This window comes from Streptomyces sp. 796.1 (assembly GCF_047525675.1).
Classification (GTDB): domain Bacteria; phylum Actinomycetota; class Actinomycetes; order Streptomycetales; family Streptomycetaceae; genus Streptomyces.
The window spans coordinates 57,574-76,337 of the sequence record NZ_JBLIWA010000026.1 but is presented as its reverse complement, the minus strand read 5'-3'; the positions used below and the strand labels follow the sequence as shown (position 1 = coordinate 76,337).

Genomic DNA, 18,764 nt, shown 5'->3' with positions numbered 1-18,764 from the left:
TCACCGCGCCGGTGGGTTGCAAGTACACCAAGGGCTACAAGTACGCCGGCGACAACCGCGGCTTCAGCAAGGCCGACAGCAAGAGCCACCGCACCGACCTCACCGGAATCGTGTACTGGGAGGGCGGCTCGTCGTGGAATGCGCACATCGGCACCACGCACGTCTACAAGACGAATGGGAAGTTCGTCGCCAAGAAGACGGCGAGCAAGAAGAAGATGTCGTTCCGGGTGATGTCGCAGAACTCGAAGACGGCTCAGGTGCGGGGCATCACCGAGGCCGGTAACCCGTATTGCAGCGTCGGCAGCATTTCCGGTTACTACAACGCCAGGATCAGCCGCAGCGGCGACTTCTACATCTCGGGCCGGCACAAGCAGATGCCCGACCACGAAATCATCATCAGCGGATTCACCCGCTCGCCGATGAAGACGTACACGAAGTTCCTGCACACCGCCAAGCAGGCCAGCCCGACCTGCCTGTTCAAGCCGGCCTGCCCCGCGGCTACGATTGGCAACAACGGCGGGTACTGACGGAATGCACGGTACGGAAACCGTCCGTCTGGCCCCCTGACGATTGGCACGACCCATGAGCGCACCCCTTCCCAAGGCAGCCACGTTCGCGATAGCGACGTCCTGCATTCCGTGGGCGGTGGGTGCGCTCCTGTCGTTCGTGTTGATCTATGCGGGCGGTTATCCGGACGACGACGGCGACAGTTCCTGGCAGACGTTCTCCAGCGACTGGCTCAGCCCGTCGGCGCTGGTCTTCCCGGTGGCCGCGGCCCTGGTGATCGGCGTGCTCGCGGCGACCCGCCCGACGCCGCACCGCTGGCTGATCGCGACCCGCAACGCGGTGGCGTACGCGGGCGTGCTGCTGGTCATCAGCGTGGTCAGGTTCGTGTCCGACGGCGCGGGCCAGGCCGTCGACTACGCCTTCCTCACCCTGATCGTCGCGCTGTTCACGCTGCAACTGCCGCTCTGCGCGGCGCTCTCGGCCGCCCTGGCCGGGCCGCTGGGCGTCGCCGTCGGCGAGGACGACGGCGACGCGTGCCCCGACGCCGAGCACCGGGGCAGCGGCGCCCACTCGGGGGGCTGAGCCCGGGCGCTGAGCCTCCGACCCGAGCCCGCGACAGCACGACGAGCGGCGGCCGATCCCTCGGGGGGACCGGCCGCCGCTCGTCGCGTGGGGTGCCGTCACCGCAGCTCAGCCACGTGGCCGGGCGGGTGCGGCGGATCGGGCGGGGGCCCGGTCAGAAGCTCAGGCCGTGGCCGCGCAGGAAGCCCAGCGGGTCGATGCCGGAGCCGTAGTTCGGGCCGGTGCGGATCTCGAAGTGCAGGTGCGGACCGGAGGAGTTTCCGGTGTTGCCGGAGAGACCGATCTCCTGGCCGGCGCGGACCGACTGGCCCACGGCCACCTTGATCTTCGACAGGTGCGCGTACTGCGAGTACGTGCCGCCGGCGTGCTTGACCACGATGGCGTTGCCGTACGCCGGGCCGTCGCCGCCGCCGTTGCCGCCGGCCTTGATCACGGTGCCGCCGTGCGCGGCCTTGACCGAGGTGCCGGTGGAGACGGCGAAGTCCTGGCCGGAGTGGCCGTGCGCCCAGCGGGCACCGCCGGCCGCGAACGGCGCGCTCAGCGGCGCGTCGCCGACCGGGGCGACCCAGGAGGAGGCGTTCAGCGGGCCGCGCTTGGACCGGTCGGCACGCTTGCCCTTCGCACCGTGCCCCTTGTCCCGCTCGCCGGCCTTCTTGGCCTTCTTCTGGTCGGCCTTCTTGCCCTTTTCCTTCTTGGTGTGCTTCTCGTTCTTCTGCGCGGCGCTCTTCTCGTCCCGGTCCGCCGCCTTCTGCTGCGTCTTCGCCTGTGCCTGAATCGACTTGACCAGGGAATCGGCCGAAGCCGCGGCGGAGAGGGGGGAGTGCGGCGTCGCTGCCAGCGCCACCCCGGTCCCCAGCGCGAGCGAGCCGCCCAGACCCACGGCCAACACGGTGGCGCGAGTGCGCAGGACCGACTTGTTCACGCGGGTGGCCTTGGTGTGCTGCGTCATACGGAAGTACCTCCGGAGAAATCCAGGAAATGTATTGATCCCGACTGCGAATCCTCTGCGGTTCGCCGGGATCGCCATACCTTGGTAACCCGGGCCCGGTTTTCTGCCAAGGGGTGTATGTATTGGCCTTCTACTACTCCTTCTCGTAGCACGAGCGAGGGGAATTCGTCCCTTCCACACCGCGGGCGATCACCCGTAAAGACCATTCCGTGGTGCGTTCGGCGGCATCCCGTGCCCTTCCGGGCCGCATTTTCCGGGCCTCGCGCGCCGTATGGAAAAAGCCCCGGCCGCCCCCTCGCGAAAGGCCCGGGGCCAAGGGGCCGAAAGTCCCGGCCGGCCCGCGGCCCGGCCCGCTACCTGACCTAGTAGGCCGTCGGGGGGCTGTGCCCCATGTCACCGGCGACACCGCTCCCACGGGCCCCGCGCGTGCCGCGCGGCTGATCGTTCGCCGCCCCGCTGCGGGTCCGGCGCCCCCCGTCCGCAGTAGCCTGTTGCACCGGCCGGGCGCTGGGGACGCGGCCCGGCGCCGGCCACGGACGGGGGCGCGGGGCACGGCGGGGGCGCCCCGGGCGGGTGCGGTCCGTACGGGCCGCGCGGGGGATTCGGAAATCGGGGGACGGGCAGTGGAACCATCAGCCATCGGCGTCCGGCTGCTGTCGAGCGCCATCGTGCCGATCGTCAAGAAGCTGTTCGTGGTGGAGCCGCCGGGCGCAGGGCTGGTCGACCGGCCGGTGCGGATCTCGGGGCTGGTCTCCTTCCGCGGCGAAAAGCGCACCCTCACCGAGCGTGACCTGCACCGACTCGCCGCCGAACTGGTCCGGCGCAGCGTTCGCGCGGCCGGCCCGCACGAGCGGCCGGTGCCGCAGGACGAGGAGGAGGCGGTCGCCCGCGCGCTGGCCGCCACCCTGCACGGCCTCGGCGATCTGCACCTCAGCGACGTGGAGGCGGTCCGGCACGGCCCGCGCAGCCTGGCCCACCGGCTCACCGCGGACGCCCCCGACCAGGCCCGGCTGCGCGGCCTGAGCGAGCCCGCCACGGCGCTCTACCAGCGCGTCCTGGAGACCGCCTGCCTGCACATCCTGCACTTCTTCACGCAGCGCTCCAGCTTCGTCGCGCACACCCTCGTCCAGCAGAGCGAGCAGTTGGCCGGGCTGGTGGCCAAGGTCGACGCACTGATCGAGCGCAACCCCACGCACGCGGCGACCGACGTGGCCTTCGACGAGCGGTACGCGCAGTACATCGCCCGCAAACACGGCACGCTCACCATCTACGGCATCGACCTCACCCACTCGCCCGACCGCTGGCCGCTGGACGCCACGTACCTGAGCCTCCAGGCGACCCGTACGGCCCCGGACCGGCACACCGCCCACCACCGCACGGGGAACGCCGGCGCCTGGGCGAACGGCCCGGAGGGCGACCGGCCGACCGGCCGCGCCACCGACGGGCCCGGGGGCGGCCCGGCAGACCCCCTGGGCCCGATCGACCTGCGCGACCTGGCCGACCTGGCCGACACCGACCTGCTCGACCCGGCCGACGAGCTGTCCGTCCCCGCCCCGCCCCTCCGCGCCGATCAGGCGCTCGCCGACCGGGAACGGGTGCTGGTGCGCGGCACCGCCGGCTCCGGCAAGACCACGCTGGTGCAGTGGCTCGCGGTGGTCGCGGCCCGCCGCCAGTACGACGACCGCCTGGTGCACGTGTACGGCCGCATCCCGTTCGTCCTGCCGCTGCGCACCCTCACCCGGGGCGGGGCGCAGCTCCCGACGCCCGGCAGGTTCCTGGCCGCGGTCGGCTGCCCGCTGGCCGACGCGCAGCCGCCCGGCTGGGCGGACCGGGTGCTCGGCGAGGGCCGCGGCCTGGTCCTGGTCGACGGCATCGACGAGATCCCCGAGCGGGAGCGCGAACAGACCCGCGGCTGGCTGCGCGACCTGCTCGACGCGTACCCGGGCAACCTCTACCTGGTCACCTCCCGCCCCTCCGCCGTACGCGACCACTGGCTGGGCCGGGAGGGCTTCGACGAGCTGACGCTGCTGCCGATGGGCCGCGACGAGGTGGCCTCCTTCATCGGCCGCTGGCACACGGCCGCCCGCGCCGAGGCCACCGGCGAGGCGGCCGAGCGCATCGACGGCTATGCGAAGTCCCTGCTCAGCGCCGTACGCACCAAGCAGGACCTGGGCCGCCTCGCCGTCAACCCGCTGATGTGCGGCCTGCTCTGCGCGCTGCACCGGGACCGCCGCGGCTACCTCCCGCACGGCCGCAAGGAGCTGTACGACGCGGCCCTGTCCATGCTGCTGACCCGCCGCGACCGGGAGCGCGACATGAGCGGCCCGTACGGCATCGAGCTGTCGGACGAGCCGCAGGTGCAACTCCTCCAGCGGCTCGCGTACTGGCTGATCCGCAACGGCCGCACCGAGCTGGACCGCGACCACGCCCAGCGGATCGTCGCGGACGCGCTGCCCGCGGTGTCGGCCGCGGCGGGGCAGGGCGACGCGGCCACCGTCTTCCAGCACCTGCTGCACCGCAGCGGCCTGTTGCGCGAACCGACCCCGGGCGCCGTGGACTTCGTGCACCGCACCTTCCAGGACTACCTGGGCGCCAAGCGCGCGGTCGAGGAGTGGGACATCGGCCTGCTGCTCGACCACGCGGCGGACGACCAGTGGGAGGACGTGATCCGGCTCGCGGTCGCCCACGCCCGGCCCCGCGAGCGCGCCGAACTCCTGCGTGAGCTGGTCGAACGCGGCGACGCCGCCGAAGACCCGGGCACCCGGATGCGCATCCACCTGCTGGCGATGGCCTGCCTGGAACACGCCGCCGAGCTCGATCCCGCGGTGCGCGGCGAGGTCGAGCGGCGCACCGCGCGGCTGATCCCGCCCCGGACCAACGAGGAGGCCCGCCGGCTCGCCGAGGTCGGCCCGCTCGTCCTGGAGCTGCTGCCGGGGCCGGAAGGGCTCTCCGAACGCGACGCCACCCGGGTCGTCGTCACCGCCTCGCACATCGAGGGCGACGCAGCCATCGCGACCCTGGCCCGGTTCCGGGAACACCCGGCGATCTCGGTACGGTCCCAACTCGCCTGGGCCTGGCAGCGGTTCGACACCCAGCGGTACGCGCACGAGGTCATCGCGCACCTGGCGCCCGAGGGGCTGTACTACGTGGCGACCTCAGCGGCCGAACTCGCCGAACTGGCCGCGCTCGGCGGCCGACCCCGGCTGGAGACCCGCGGCGACCTGGACCCGGCCGCCATGGCCGACTACGTACGCGGGCACCGCCTCAGCCACCTGCGCATCCGCGACCACCAGATCCTCACCGACCTGGGCTTCCTCGCCGGGCAGCGGGAACTGGTCACCCTCGACATCCAGGACTGCGACCGCATCCACGACCTGACTGCGCTGGCCGGACTGCCGCTGTCCGCGCTGGTGCTGAGCCTGCCCGACACCCACATGTACGAGCTGGACCTCAGCCCGCTGCGCTCGCTCGACGGGCTGACGTCGCTCGACGTGCGGCTGGGGCCGCACGTTCGGTGGCGCCTTGACTGGTTCCCGCGGGGCGCCCCGCTGCGCACGCTGGACATGCGCCTGCTGCCACAAGCCATCGACGGGCTCGCGGCCCTCGCCCACTGGCCGCAGCTCCAACATCTCGTACTCGGCGGGAACAGCCCGACCAGCGCCGCCGACTGGGACACCGTCTGCACGCTCGACGAGCTGATCTACCTGGACGTCAGGGGCCGCGCGCTGGACCATCTCGGCCCGCAGCACCGCCTCCCGCGCCTCGCGCACCTGGTCGTGGACGCGTTCTTCGACGACGCTCCGAGGCTGACGGCGCTGCCCACCGCGCTCCCCGGGCTGCGCTGGCTGGACCTGACTAGCGTCATGTCGGACGCCCGCCTCGACGTCACCCCCCTCGCCGACCTCCGCCACCTCCGCACCCTGCACCTGCCCCGCGACACCCACCTCACGGGCGTGGAAGCCCTCGATCCGGATCTGCTGCCAGAGTGGCTGCGGGAGTGAGGTAGCACGGAGGCGGGTTGGGGGCCGCCGGGCCTTCGGGAGCTGGGGTTGCCGGTCCTGCTGAGGGCTTGGGTTGCCGGGCCTTCGGGGGCTGGGGTTGTGGGGGTTGCCTGTGGAGGCTGGGGTGCCGGCCCGTTGAAGTCGGTGGCAGCCGGGGCCTCTTGAGGGCCAGGGGCCGCCCCCCGTCGAGCTTGCTGACGCGCCGGGCCCATCGGGCTCGGGCGCCCGCCCGGGGAGTCGACCACCGAGACCCGACCCCGGCCGGGCGCCCACCCGGAACAGACGCCACCCGTACGAGATGGCGCCTGCCCAACGCCACCGTAGGGAGCCCCGACCGGGAGGGGTCCCGCCCCCACTAGCCCCAGCGGACCGGCCCCGCACCACGAACCACCCGCCACACCCCGGCCACGCTCACCGGGTCCCCTCCCGGCCCGCGTCCCGTAGAACCGTGCCCACGACAACCGGCACCCCGAGCACCGCACCGTACGCGCACCACCCCGCTCGAACCCCCACCGTACGAGCGCCACGGCACACGGCCGCACACCGTACGAGCCCCGCACCGTACGAACACCGCCGCGCGAACCGCCCCCACCACACCCGCGTCTTCACCACCAACCCACCAACCCACCGCCCAGCAGGCCCACCAACCCACCAACCCGCCCACTCCACCCTCCAGTTGAGAAGGACACCCACCCAAAGCCCACCACACCCAACACACCCACCCCACCCACGAGCACACGCCCACACCCACCAGGGGGAGCCGGGGAAGCCATGGAATCGAACGCCGCGGACGTCGCCTTCGAGGAGGAGTACGCACGCTCCCTCGTCGCCAGCCACAACCACCTCACCATCTACGGCATCGACCTCGCCCACTCGCCCGACCGCTGGTCGCTGGAGACCGCCTACCTCAGCCTGGAGGCCGAGTTCGAGCAGCAGGGCGACGGCCGGGGCGGCGCGGCGGCCGGGCCGCGCGCCGTGCTCCGCGCCGAGCAGGCGCTCGCCGGCCGGCACCGCGTGCTGCTCCGCGGCATCGCCGGCTCCGGCAAGACGACCCTGGTGCAGTGGCTGGCGGTCGCGGTGGCCCGCGGCGCACTGCCCGACGCGCTGCACGCCCTGCGCGGCCGGGTCCCCTTCGTCCTCCCCGTACGCCGCTTCACCCGCGAGCACGGCGGGCCCGCAGGACCGGGTGGCCCGGCCGCACCAGGCGCACCAGGCGAGCCCCGCGGAGGGGCCGGTTCCAGCGACCCCGGGCGCGGCCGGCGCAGCGGTCCCGGCTTTCCCGCGCCGGCCCGGTTCCTGGCCGCGGCCCACCACCCGTGCGCCGGCGCGCAACCACCCGGCTGGGCGAACCGGGTGCTGGCCGCCGGGCGCGCCCTGCTGCTGGTGGACGGCGTGGACGAGGCCCCGGAGACGGACCGCGAACGCCTCAGGCACGCCGTGCGCGACCTCCTCGCCCGCTACCCCGACACCGTCTGCCTGGTCACCTCGCGCCCCTCGGCAGTGCCCGAGCACTGGCTCACCGACGACGGGTTCGCCGAGCTCACGCTCGCCCCGCTCAGCCGCGAGGGCGTCGCCGCGTTCATCCAGCGCTGGCACGCCGCGGCCCGCGAGGACGCGACCGACCTCGACCGCATCGACGCGTACGAGCAGACGCTGCTCGGCGCCGTCCGCATCACCCGCGAACTCGGCCGCCTCGCCACCAACCCGCTGCTGTGCGGCCTGATCTGCGCCCTGCACCGGGACCGCCGCGGCTATCTGCCGCGCGGCCGGCGGGCGCTGTACGACGCGGCCCTCTCCATGCTCCTGGAGCGCCGGGACCGCGAGCGCGACATGCACCCCACCGACGGCATCGACCTGCCGCAGGAACCCAAGGTGCAACTCCTCCAGAAGCTGGCCCACTGGATGCTGGTCAACGGCCGCTCCGAGATCGACCGCGACGTGGCGCTCGACATCCTCGCCCAACACCTGCCGGCCATCCCGCACGCCGCCGAACAGGGCGGGCCGGAGGAGATCTACCGCCATCTGCTCAACCGGACCGGGCTGCTCCGCGAACCCACACCGGACACCGTCGACTTCGTGCACCGCACCTTCCAGGACTACCTGGGCGCCCGCGCGGCCGTGGAGCGCCACGACTTCGACTTCCTCATCGACCACGCCCACCTGGACGACTGGGAGGAGGTCATCCGGATGGCGGTCGCCCTCGCCAGGCCCGACGAATGCGGCTACCTCCTAGAGGCCCTGCTCGCACCGCGCAAGGGCGGCCGGCCGGTCGAGGCCCGGCACCGCAAGCTGCTGGCCGCCGCCTGCCTGGAGCACGCCACCGAACTCGACCCGGCGGTACGGGCCCGCGTCCACCGCTACACCCGCGACCTGATGCGCCCCACCACCCTGGAGGGGGCCAGGGCGCTCGGCTGGATCGGGGCGATCGTCCTGGAGATGCTGCCCGACCCGGCCCGTGTGTCGGACGCTGAGGCGCACCGGCTGGCCGTCACCGCCACCTCGGTCGCCGACGACCGGGCCATCGACTACCTGACCCGGCTCCGCGACCGCGCCTCCTGGCCGGTACGCGCCCAACTCGCCGGGTCCTGGCGGCGGTACGACACCGACCGCTACGCCGACGAGATCATCGCCCACCTCGACCCGAGCGATCTGGAGTTCCCGGTCTCCAGCCCCGAGGAGCTGGCCGCGCTGCGCCGGCTCGGCGGCCGGCCGTGCGTCCAGGTCACCGGGGAGTTCACCCCGGCCCAACTCGTCGCCGGCCTCGCCCCCGGCCCCCTCAGCCACCTCTGGCTCACCCACGACCCGGGCCCCGCGCCCCTGGACTGGCTGGGCGCCTTCCCTCACCTGCACACCCTGCAACTCCCCCGCACCGCAACGCCCGTCGCGGTCCCCGCCGGCATCCAGGTCATCCAGGACTGACCCCGACGGCCAGGCCAGCGAGGGCCGGCCCCGGCCCCAGCCCGGCGCTGCGTACGCACATACGCGTGTGCGCATCGCCCGTACGCGGCCGAGAACGGTGGGGCGCGAGCGCGTACGCGGAGCAACGGGCCCACGCAGAAACCGATGCGCGAGCACACACGTACGGGAACAGCCACGCGCCAGCGCCCACGGAAAAGGCCCGCCCCCGGGCCGCCGAAGCGGTCCCGGGGGCGGGCCCCGTGCCGAGTGCGCGCCGTGCACCGCCCTGTCCGGGCAGCGGCCTGGCGTGCTGCGTCAGATCACGCTTCCTTCTTCAGGTTCGGGCTGCCACCGGCGGCCGACTCGACCGGAGGAGTGTCGGGCAGCGCCGTCTTCTCCTCACCGCGGAAGGTGAACTTCTTCTCCTCGCCCTCACCCTCGACGCCGACGACCACGATGTGACCGGGGCGCAGCTCGCCGAAGAGGATCTTCTCCGAGAGCGTGTCCTCGATCTCGCGCTGGATCGTCCGGCGCAGCGGCCGGGCGCCGAGCACCGGGTCGTAACCCTTCTTGGCGAGCAGGGACTTGGCGTCCGCGCTGAGCTCAAGGCCCATGTCGCGGTCCTTCAGCCGCTCGTCCACCTTGGTCACCATCAGGTCGACGATCTGGATGATGTCTTCCTCGGTGAGCTGGTGGAAGACCACGGTGTCATCGACACGGTTGAGGAACTCGGGCCGGAAGTGCTGCTTGAGCTCCTCGTTGACCTTGTTCTTCATCCGCTCGTACCCGGTGCGGACGTCACCCGCGGCGGCGAAGCCGAGGTTGAAGCCCTTGGAGATGTCCCGGGTGCCGAGGTTGGTCGTCATGATGATGACCGTGTTCTTGAAGTCCACGACCCGGCCCTGGGAGTCGGTCAGGCGACCGTCTTCCAGGATCTGCAACAGCGAGTTGAAGATGTCCGGGTGGGCCTTTTCGACCTCGTCGAAGAGGACGACGGAGAACGGCTTGCGGCGCACCTTCTCGGTGAGCTGGCCGCCCTCCTCGTAGCCCACGTATCCGGGGGGCGAGCCGAAGAGTCGGGAAACCGTGTGCTTCTCGCTGAACTCCGACATGTCGAGCGAGATGAGCGCGTCCTCGTCGCCGAACAGGAACTCGGCGAGCGTCTTGCTCAGCTCGGTCTTACCGACACCGGAAGGGCCGGCGAAGATGAACGAACCGCCGGGCCGCTTCGGGTCCTTGAGCCCCGCCCGGGTGCGCCGGATGGCCTGCGAGAGCGCCTTGATGGCGTCCTTCTGGCCAATGACGCGCTTGTGCAGTTCGTCTTCCATCCGCAGCAGCCGGGAGGACTCCTCCTCGGTCAGCTTGAAGACCGGAATGCCGGTGGCCGTCGCCAGAACCTCGGCAATCAGCTCCTCGTCCACCTCGGCGACGACATCCATGTCGCCGGCCTTCCATTCCTTCTCCCGCTTCGCCTTCGCGGCCAGGAGCTGCTTCTCCTTGTCGCGCAGCCCGGCGGCCATCTCGAAGTCCTGCGAATCGATCGCGGACTCCTTCTCACGGCGCACGTCGGCGATCTTCTCGTCGAATTCGCGGAGGTCCGGCGGTGCGGTCATCCGGCGAATGCGCATCCGGGAACCGGCCTCGTCGATGAGGTCGATCGCCTTGTCCGGCAGGAAGCGGTCGGAGATGTAGCGGTCGGCGAGCTGCGCGGCGGCCACCAGAGCGGCGTCGGTAATGGAAACGCGGTGGTGCGCCTCGTACCGGTCGCGCAGGCCCTTGAGAATTTCGATGGTGTGCGGCAGCGACGGCTCCGCGACCTGGATCGGCTGGAAACGGCGCTCAAGGGCCGCGTCCTTCTCCAGGTGCTTGCGGTACTCGTCGAGCGTGGTGGCGCCAATGGTCTGGAGCTCACCACGGGCCAGCATCGGCTTCAGAATGCTGGCGGCGTCAATCGCGCCCTCGGCCGCGCCCGCACCCACCAGGGTGTGCAGCTCGTCGATGAACAGAATGATGTCGCCGCGCGTGCGAATCTCCTTGAGCACCTTCTTCAGGCGCTCTTCGAAGTCACCGCGGTAACGCGAACCGGCGACCAGCGCACCCAGGTCCAGGGTGTACAGGTGCTTGTCCTTGAGCGTCTCGGGAACCTCGCCCTTGACGATGGCCTGCGCCAGTCCCTCGACGACCGCCGTCTTGCCGACGCCGGGCTCGCCGATGAGGACCGGGTTGTTCTTGGTGCGGCGCGAAAGCACCTGCATGACCCGCTCGATCTCCTTCTCGCGCCCGATGACCGGGTCGAGCTTGGATTCGCGGGCGGCCTGCGTGAGGTTGCGGCCGAACTGGTCCAGCACCAGGGAAGTGGAGGGCGTGCCCTCCGCCGGGCCGCCGGCCGTGGCGGCTTCCTTGCCCCCGGAGTACCCGGAGAGTAGCTGGATGACCTGCTGCCGCACCCGGTTCAGATCGGCGCCGAGCTTCACGAGGACCTGGGCTGCGACGCCCTCGCCCTCGCGGATCAGGCCGAGCAGGATGTGCTCCGTGCCGATGTAGTTGTGGCCGAGCTGAAGGGCCTCGCGGAGCGAGAGCTCCAGGACCTTCTTGGCTCGGGGGGTGAAGGGGATGTGCCCGGACGGGGCCTGCTGGCCCTGACCGATGATCTCCTCCACCTGCTGCCGGACCGCCTCGAGCGAAATCCCGAGGCTCTCCAGGGCCTTAGCGGCGACACCCTCACCCTCGTGGATCAGGCCCAGGAGGATGTGCTCGGTGCCGATGTAGTTGTGGTTGAGCATCCGGGCTTCTTCCTGAGCCAGGACGACAACCCGCCGCGCACGGTCGGTGAACCTCTCGAACATCGTTAATCGCTCCTCAGAGCGGTCAGAAAGATCGGGGACGATCCCCTCCCTGTCCTTCCGCAGCTTAGTCCCGCAAGCAGGGACCGCTCATTCCAACTGCCGACACCCGGGATCTCCCCCCGTACCGGTGGCGAGGATTCCTGCCCCGAACAGCCGACACCTGCTCCAACCCGATGGTGCGAGACGATGTTCCCGCAGGCCAAGCACTTACGCATACCGCCACTACGCCGATGGCGAACGCGCCCTTGCCCCGACTGCCGGGCCGCCCCTTCCCACTAGGACTGTTTTACCCTCACGCACTGACACTCCATGCCGCGTGAGCCGCTTCCATCCGCTACGGGCGAACAACCTCGCGCCGCCGAAGAGCCTCAACCGCTCCCCGCACACCCGAGGCCGAACACGCACGGCCATGTCGTGTCAACCGAGCGTAACCCCTCGATCCCGGCTGGGGTTGCCCCGGACATGGCCCCATACGACCCGGACGCGACACCACTCCCCCGGCTTCCCCGGCTCCCCCGACCATCTCGTCCCGTCGGACTCCTCCGAGTTCCGCTGCCGCCCCGCCCTCCCGCGTCCCGCACGCCCCGGAGCGGGCCGCGTCCGCGCGCGCCGTGGCGGGTGGTGCGCGAGTGGTACGAGCGTGAGTTGGGCTGGCCCACGGACCCGGCATGCAAGGGCCCGGTCCAGTTGCTGACCGGGCTGCTCTTCGACGTGGTGGAGGTGCCGGCCGCCGCGGGGTACGCGACGTTGCGCCGGGTGCCGCGCACCGGCCCGGTGGCCGTCCATCAGGGGAAGGTGCGCTTCCTCATCGCCCCGGGCGGCGCCGACGAGCTGCCGGGGCTGCTCGATTGGCTCGACTGGGGCGGCGTGCCGCTGGAGATGACCGCACTCGGCGCGGGCGGTCGGATGGCCGCACCCGCACCCACCCAGCGGCTCCTCGGGGGGCGCGGCTCGCGAGGGACCGCCGCGTGGGTGCGGCCTCCGAGGCCGGGGTGCGGAACGAGAGGGGGATTGCCGTCCCTCGGCCTCCGGCACGGGGAGGGAGCCCGAGGGGTCCACGGCCTTCCCGACGGAACGGGAAGGGACGGCTTTCAGGGCGACGCCGACGTCCCGGACCTGGTCCGGCTGGTCAGCGTCGCGGCGACGGAATGCCACCGGGCCCGACTGCTGCACGTGCGGCGCAAGGGGGCGGGCCGGTCTCAGCCGTTGGCCTTCTCGTACGCCTCGCGCACCGTCGCCGGAACGCGACCGCGGTCGTTGACCTCGTAACCGTTCTCCTTCGCCCAGGCGCGGATCTTCGCCGTGTCCTGGCTGCTGCTCGCACCCGTGCGCACGCGACCACGACCACCGGCGGCACGACCGCCCGTGCGACGACCGCTCTTGGTGTACGGCTCAAGAGCGGAGCGGAGCTTGTCCGCGTTGGCCGTGGTGAGGTCGATCTCGTACGTCTTGCCATCGAGCGCGAACGTCACGGTCTCGTCGGCCTCGCCACCGTCGAGGTCATCAACAAGAAGGACCTGAACCTTCTGTGCCATTGAGGATTCCTTTCACGGATAAGGGATTACGAGGCATTAGCAAACCGCTTTTCCCGAGAAAACACAAACCCCCTGGGAAGGTTCAGCTACGCATCCGCGTGGGAACACTCTGTCGCGGAGCTATGTGATAGGTGAGCGATTCGGACATAGGGGCCGGCGATCACAGTTGCAGAAGCATCCGACTGTTGCCAAGGGTGTTCGGCTTCACCCGTTCGAGGCCAAGGAACTCCGCGACGCCCTCATCATAGGAACGCAGCAGCTCGCTGTAGACATCGCCGTCGACCGGCGTCTCCCCGATCTCTACGAAGCCGTGCTTGCTGAAGAACTCGACTTCGAAGGTGAGGCAGAAAATTCGCCGAACCCCGAGCCATCGCGCCGTCTGCAACAGCTTGTCCAGTACTTGGTGCCCCACACCGCAACCCATGAGCTCCGGATGGACTGCCAGGGTGCGCACCTCGGCCAGGTCTTCCCACATCACATGGAGCGCGCCGCAGCCAATGACCTCGCCGTCCTCGTCCCGCTCGGCCACCCAGAACTCCTGGATGTCCTCGTAAAGCGTCACGGTCGCTTTGTCGAGCAGGATGCGCTCGCCCACGTAGGCGTCGATGAGACGTCGTACGGCACGAACATCGGTGGTGCGGGCCCGGCGGACTGTGACGGCTTTTGATAGTGGGGACATGGCCGGACGCTATCGCCCTGCTTCACCCGAGGTGTCGCCGGGCTCGTCGAGTTGTACCACCCGCATGGCATCGCGGAGCGCTTCCCGCTGGCCTTCGGACATCATCCCGAAGAACGCCACGAGGGCCGCCGCCGGGTTGTCACTAGCGGACCACGCTTCGTTCATGAGTGCGGCGGCGTAGGCGGCCCGGGTGGAGACGGCTTCATATCGATAGGCACGGCCTTCTGCTTCCCGCCTGACCCAGCCCTTCTGATGAAGGTTGTCCATTACCGTCATGACGGTCGTGTACGCGATCGAGCGTTCCTGCTGAAGGTCTTCCAGCACTTCTCGGACGGTGACCGGGCGGTTCCACTTCCACACCCGCGTCATCACGGCGTCTTCCAACTCTCCCAAAGGCCGAGGCACACCTGAATAATAGTGGCAGATGTCCCATTTGCCCGGTTAATGGGCAGAGAAAAGGACGCATGATCCGGCCATTGGCACGGTTCATGCGTCCCTGCTGGGCCCGGCGGCCGTGGACACCTCCCGATTTCGGCCGCGGCCGGCCGGTGCCGAATGGGTACGGGCGGCGGGTCGGTGCCGAAATGGGTGCCGGGTGGGGTGGCCGGCGCCGAATGGGTACGGGGTGGCTCGGCCGGCGCCGGAATGGGTGCTGGGCGGCGCGGCCGGTCGGCTCAGGCGCCCTGTTCGCCCGGCACGCCGTCCTGTCGGGTCCGCTCGGCGGACGCCAGTACGGAATCCACCGCGGCGTCCTCCTTGCTCTTATTGGCGCCGCCCTGGCTCTTCACGATGGTCTTGATCAGCGCGATAAAGGCCACGGCCATCACGACGGGCGGGACCAGCGCGGAGACGTAATCCATGAGTGTCGGCCTCCCTGTGCCTGAGGGCACCAGGTTACGCGGTGGCCTCCGCGCGGCCTTGACAGGGGGCCGGCGAAACGGGGGCGAAGGGGCCGGGACGGCCCCACCACGCCGAACGTTCCGCCGGCCCGAACATTCCGCCGGCCCGGGAGATCCGCCGGCCGGGGCGGGCGGTCAGGCCGAGCGGGCCGCCAGATGCGGGAATCGGGAAACCTCCGAGTGCCCGGTGCGCCCCGGGTGCCTGGAGTTTCCTGCGTGCCCGGCGAACTGGGAGGGCTCGGGGGGCTCGGAGGGCTCACGGTCGTCGGCCGGGGGCGCCTGGGTGGGCTGCGGGGCGGGCCGCTTGCGGGGGAAGACCTCGCCGGGGGTGGGCACCGGGCGGCGCGGCGCGGCGGGGCCCGGCTTCGTCGCGGGTCGCTCGGCGGGGCCCTTGCCCGGCGCGGGCCGCGGCGCCCCGGCCGGCGCGGGTTCGTCCCCGGACAGGGTGGCGGGAGGGGCGGCGGCACGCGTGGTGGGGGCCGGGCGCGACGCGGGGACCGGCCCTGCGGCGGAGACACGCGGGGCGCTGGGCGCCGTGCCTGTGGTGGGTGTGCCCGTGGTGGCCGTGCCCGTGGTGGGCGGGGTGGCGGTCGTGGTCGCTGGCGGGTCGGTCCGGCCGCCGGGCAGTGCGACCAGCCGGGCCCGTACCTCCCACTCGGCCAACTGCTCGCAGTGCCGCAGCAGGGCGGCCCGCCGCCGGGACTCGGCCGGGCCCGCCGGGGCGGCGCGCAGGGCACGGAGCGCCATCAGGTCCTCGGCGCGCGGCAGGTAGCCGGCGGACAGGGCGCTCGTCAGTTGCTCCAGATAGCCGACGGCGGCACCGGGCAGCGCGGCCCGGTAGCGGGCGAGTTCCGCCAGCAGGAAGGCCCTGAGCCGGCCGCCCTCGTGCACGGCCTCGTCCACGCCCTGCGCGAGCCGCAGGAACTCCCGTACCTCGTCGGCCCGGTCCTCCTCCGCGGTCGGGCGCCGCTGGCCTGGGGCGCTGCGCTGGCCGGGCGGGGCGGTACGGGCGCCGCGCGACGCGCCGGCCGGGCGGGACGCGGCTGCCCCGCCGTCGGCCGGGCGGCACGGCTGCTCGGCGGGGTCGGCCGGGCGCAGCGGGGCCGGCCCGGCCGCGGCGTCCGCGCTGGGCGGGGCCGCCGCGGGGGCGGGGACGGCGGTGGTCGGTTCGAGCGCGAGCGCGAGGGCACGCCGGAGAACGCGCAGCTCATCTGCGCTGAACGCCATACCGCCTCGCGATCCATAGGGCGTGGGCATGAAACGACTTTAAGTGCTTACCAGACAAATGTCGCTTAGTGCGCAGCACCGGGCGTGCCCTGCTTGCGTCTTGGGTGCGGGTGCGCCTGTGGTGGGTGGGCACGGAGTACGAGGCGCGGAGGCGTGCGGGCCCGCCGTCGTCCGGTCGTACCGCAGTCCGGTCCTACCGTCGTACGCGCCGATCGGCGCAGTGGGCGGGAAGCGGGCCGGGCGCGGGCGGGACTCCGGCCGGACTCGGGCACGGATCGCGCTCGGGGTCGGTGCCGGTGTGATGTCGCTGGGCCAGGTGGCGGGTGGGAATCCGCAATACCGATCCGTGCGATCGGACAAGGCGACGGCCAGAACACCTGGCGGTCAAAAGCGAAGAATTGCGAGCCGTTTCGCGCTTATGTGAACGGAAACAAGCGGGGATGAGCAGCCGGCGAGAAGTGCACCACGGGAAGGAGAATTCGGGGGTCACCGAACCCGGGTCGGAACACGGACGCGGAACACCAGGTTCGACCACGTGCCACGCGCCGAAGACGCCGACCGGACCGCACCCGGCACACCCGTATCGACCCCGGGGACCACCCCGTGCGGGACCACCCCGTGCGGAACCAGCCCGCCGGTACGCGCCGTACGCGCCTCGCCCGGCGCAGCCGTTCCGAGACCGGGGCGCGGCAGTGGACCGGGCGCGCCAGCGGATGGGTTACGGACGGCGGGGCCCGGCCCGGAAGCAGCTCGCGCGCAGGAACGGGGCCCGGCCCGGCAGCAGCTCAGGTGCGGCAGCGGATCACGTTCGGGAGACGTTGCGTTCGTAGACCAGGCGGAGCCCTATCAGCGTGAGCCAGGGCTCGTGTTCGTCGATGACGGCCGCTTCACCGAGGACCAGCGGGGCGAGGCCACCGGTGGCGATGACGGTGACGTCGTCGGGGTCGTCGGCCAGTTCCCTGGCCATCCGGGCCACCACGCCGTCCACCTGACCGGCGAACCCGTACAGGATGCCGGACTGCATGGCCTCGACCGTGTTCTTGCCGATCACGCTGCGCGGGCGGGCCAGTTCGATCTTGCGGAGCTGGGCGCCCTTGACGCCGAGCGCCTCCACGGAGATCTCGATGCCGGGGGCGATGACGCCACCGACGTACTCGCCGCGCGCGCTCACCGCGTCGAACGTGGTCGCCGTGCCGAAGTCCACGACCACGCACGGGCCCTCGTAGAGCTCGACCGCCGCCAGCGCGTTGATGATGCGGTCGGCGCCGACCTCCTTGGGGTGGTCCATCAGGATCGGCACGCCGGTCTTGACGCCCGGCTCGACCAGGACGGCCGGCACGTCGCCGTAGTAGCGGCGGGTGACCTCGCGCAGCTCGTGCAGGACCGAGGGGACGGTGGAGCAGATGGCGATGCCCTCGATGCCGTCGCCGAGTTCCTCGCCGAGCAGCGGGTGCATGCCCATCAGACCGTGCAGCAGTACGGCCAGTTCGTCGGCGGTGCGGCGGGCGTCGGTGGAGATGCGCCAGTGCTCGACGATGTCCTCGCCGTCGAACAGGCCGAGCACGGTGTGCGTGTTGCCGACGTCGATGGTGAGCAGCATCAGTCCTCCTCCCGCAGATCCAGGCCGATGTCGAGGATGGGCGAGGAGTGGGTGAGCGCGCCGACCGCGAGGTAGTCCACGCCCGTCTCCGCGTACGCGCGCGCGTTGTCCAGGGTGAGCCGGCCCGATGACTCCAGCTTGGCCCGGCCGGCTACCAGAGCGACGGCCTCCCGGGTCTGCTCGGGCGTGAAGTTGTCCAGCAGGATCAGCTCGGCGCCCTCCGCGAGCACCGGCTCGATCTGGTCGATGCGGTCCACCTCGACCTCGATCGGCAGGCCGGGGAACTCCTCCCGTACGGCCTTGAACGCCGCCGCCACGCCACCGGCCGCGATCACGTGGTTGTCCTTGATCAGCGCCGCGTCCGAGAGCGACATGCGGTGGTTGACGCCGCCGCCGCAGCGCACCGCGTACTTCTCCAGGGCGCGCAGCCCGGGCGTGGTCTTGCGGGTGTCGCGGACGGCTGCGCCGGTGCCCTCCAGCGCGTCCGCCCAGGCGCGGGTGGCGGTGGCGACGCCGGACAGCCGGCACATCAGGTTGAGCGCGCTGCGCTCGCCGGTCAGCAGGTCGCGGGTGCGGGTGCGGACGGTCAGCAGCTTCTCGCCCGGGGCGACCCGGTCGCCGTCCTCGGCGTGCCGCTCGACCTCGAACGCGTCGGTGCACACCACCGACAGGATCGCCTCGGCGATGCGGAGGCCCGCCACCGTGCCGGCCTCGCGCGCGGTGAAGTCGCCGGTGGCCTGCGCGTCCTCGGGGATGGTCGCCACGGTCGTGACGTCCACGCCGCGGTCGAGGTCCTCCTCGATCGCCATGTGCGCGATGTCCTCCACCTGCACCGGGTCGAGCCCGGCGGCGACCAGCAGCGCGGCCAGGTCGGGGTCGAGTCCGCACTCCAGCGGATCGAGGCCGTACGCGCCGTCCGGCGCCCCGCAGCCGCAGCCGTCGCCGCAGCCACCGGCCCCGCCCGCTCCCTCGGCGGCCGGGTCACCGATCTGGAGCAGCGGGAGGTCCGCTGGCTGGGCGCTGTCGTCGGGAGTGCTCACG

14 protein-coding genes are annotated in these 18,764 nt (G+C 71.7%); 5 read left to right on the top strand and 9 right to left on the bottom strand.

All coding sequences use genetic code 11. From position 1 onward, the window contains the following. Positions 1–11 precede the first annotated feature (11 nt). Together ACMA1D_RS18965 and ACMA1D_RS18960 are read left to right on the top strand one after the other, a co-directional pair. On the top strand, positions 12–527 hold the full coding sequence (locus tag ACMA1D_RS18965; RefSeq protein ID WP_414725181.1) for a hypothetical protein: 516 nt from the start codon (positions 12–14) through the stop codon (positions 525–527). Between the two features lie 55 nt (positions 528–582). Further along, positions 583–1,089: a hypothetical protein gene (locus ACMA1D_RS18960; RefSeq protein WP_414725180.1), complete on the top strand. Its 507-nt coding sequence runs from the start codon at positions 583–585 to the stop codon at positions 1,087–1,089. A 154-nt stretch (positions 1,090–1,243) separates the two neighbouring features. Here the strand turns inward: ACMA1D_RS18960 and ACMA1D_RS18955 are convergent, their stop codons facing one another. Then, entirely contained in the window at positions 1,244–2,038 is a 795-nt protein-coding gene (locus ACMA1D_RS18955) for a M23 family metallopeptidase (RefSeq protein ID WP_414725179.1), read from the bottom strand. A gap of 623 nt (positions 2,039–2,661) precedes the next feature. Here ACMA1D_RS18955 and ACMA1D_RS18950 point away from each other — a divergent pair. Further along, on the top strand, positions 2,662–6,039 hold the full coding sequence (locus ACMA1D_RS18950) for an NACHT domain-containing protein (protein ID WP_414725178.1): 3,378 nt from the start codon (positions 2,662–2,664) through the stop codon (positions 6,037–6,039). A 771-nt stretch (positions 6,040–6,810) separates the two neighbouring features. Then, the gene (locus ACMA1D_RS18945) at positions 6,811–8,958 is read left to right on the top strand and encodes an NACHT domain-containing protein (protein ID WP_414725177.1); all 2,148 of its coding nucleotides are present in this window, start codon (positions 6,811–6,813) and stop codon (positions 8,956–8,958) included. 299 nt (positions 8,959–9,257) lie between these two features. Here the strand turns inward: ACMA1D_RS18945 and ACMA1D_RS18940 are convergent, their stop codons facing one another. After that, a complete protein-coding gene (locus ACMA1D_RS18940) occupies positions 9,258–11,783 on the bottom strand; it encodes an ATP-dependent Clp protease ATP-binding subunit (RefSeq protein WP_414725176.1) in 2,526 nt (841 codons plus the stop codon). A 618-nt stretch (positions 11,784–12,401) separates the two neighbouring features. Between ACMA1D_RS18940 and ACMA1D_RS18935 the strand changes: the two genes are divergently transcribed. Further along, complete coding sequence (locus tag ACMA1D_RS18935; RefSeq protein WP_414725175.1) at positions 12,402–13,052, top strand: SCO3374 family protein; 651 nt, start codon at positions 12,402–12,404, stop codon at positions 13,050–13,052. Here ACMA1D_RS18935 and ACMA1D_RS18930 read toward each other — a convergent pair. From ACMA1D_RS18930 to nadC, 7 genes are all read right to left on the bottom strand, one after another. Beyond that, a complete protein-coding gene (locus tag ACMA1D_RS18930) occupies positions 12,983–13,318 on the bottom strand; it encodes an Lsr2 family protein (protein WP_349994620.1) in 336 nt (111 codons plus the stop codon). The two genes, ACMA1D_RS18935 and ACMA1D_RS18930, sit on opposite strands and share 70 nt — an antisense overlap. 160 nt (positions 13,319–13,478) lie before the next feature. Further along, positions 13,479–13,997: an amino-acid N-acetyltransferase gene (locus ACMA1D_RS18925; RefSeq protein WP_349994621.1), complete on the bottom strand. Its 519-nt coding sequence runs from the start codon at positions 13,995–13,997 to the stop codon at positions 13,479–13,481. 9 nt (positions 13,998–14,006) lie between these two features. After that, positions 14,007–14,402: a BlaI/MecI/CopY family transcriptional regulator gene (locus ACMA1D_RS18920; protein WP_414725174.1), complete on the bottom strand. Its 396-nt coding sequence runs from the start codon at positions 14,400–14,402 to the stop codon at positions 14,007–14,009. Between the two features lie 269 nt (positions 14,403–14,671). After that, positions 14,672–14,857, bottom strand: coding sequence for a hypothetical protein (locus ACMA1D_RS18915; protein WP_349994623.1), 186 nt, complete (start codon positions 14,855–14,857; stop codon positions 14,672–14,674). A gap of 174 nt (positions 14,858–15,031) precedes the next feature. Then, positions 15,032–15,994, bottom strand: coding sequence for a hypothetical protein (locus ACMA1D_RS18910; RefSeq protein WP_414725212.1), 963 nt, complete (start codon positions 15,992–15,994; stop codon positions 15,032–15,034). A 931-nt stretch (positions 15,995–16,925) separates the two neighbouring features. Then, the gene (locus tag ACMA1D_RS18905; protein ID WP_414725173.1) at positions 16,926–17,723 is read right to left on the bottom strand and encodes a type III pantothenate kinase; all 798 of its coding nucleotides are present in this window, start codon (positions 17,721–17,723) and stop codon (positions 16,926–16,928) included. Then, the gene (gene nadC / locus ACMA1D_RS18900) at positions 17,723–18,763 is read right to left on the bottom strand and encodes a carboxylating nicotinate-nucleotide diphosphorylase (RefSeq protein ID WP_414725172.1); all 1,041 of its coding nucleotides are present in this window, start codon (positions 18,761–18,763) and stop codon (positions 17,723–17,725) included. The genes ACMA1D_RS18905 and nadC overlap by 1 nt, the downstream gene beginning before the upstream one ends. Position 18,764 lies beyond the last annotated feature (1 nt).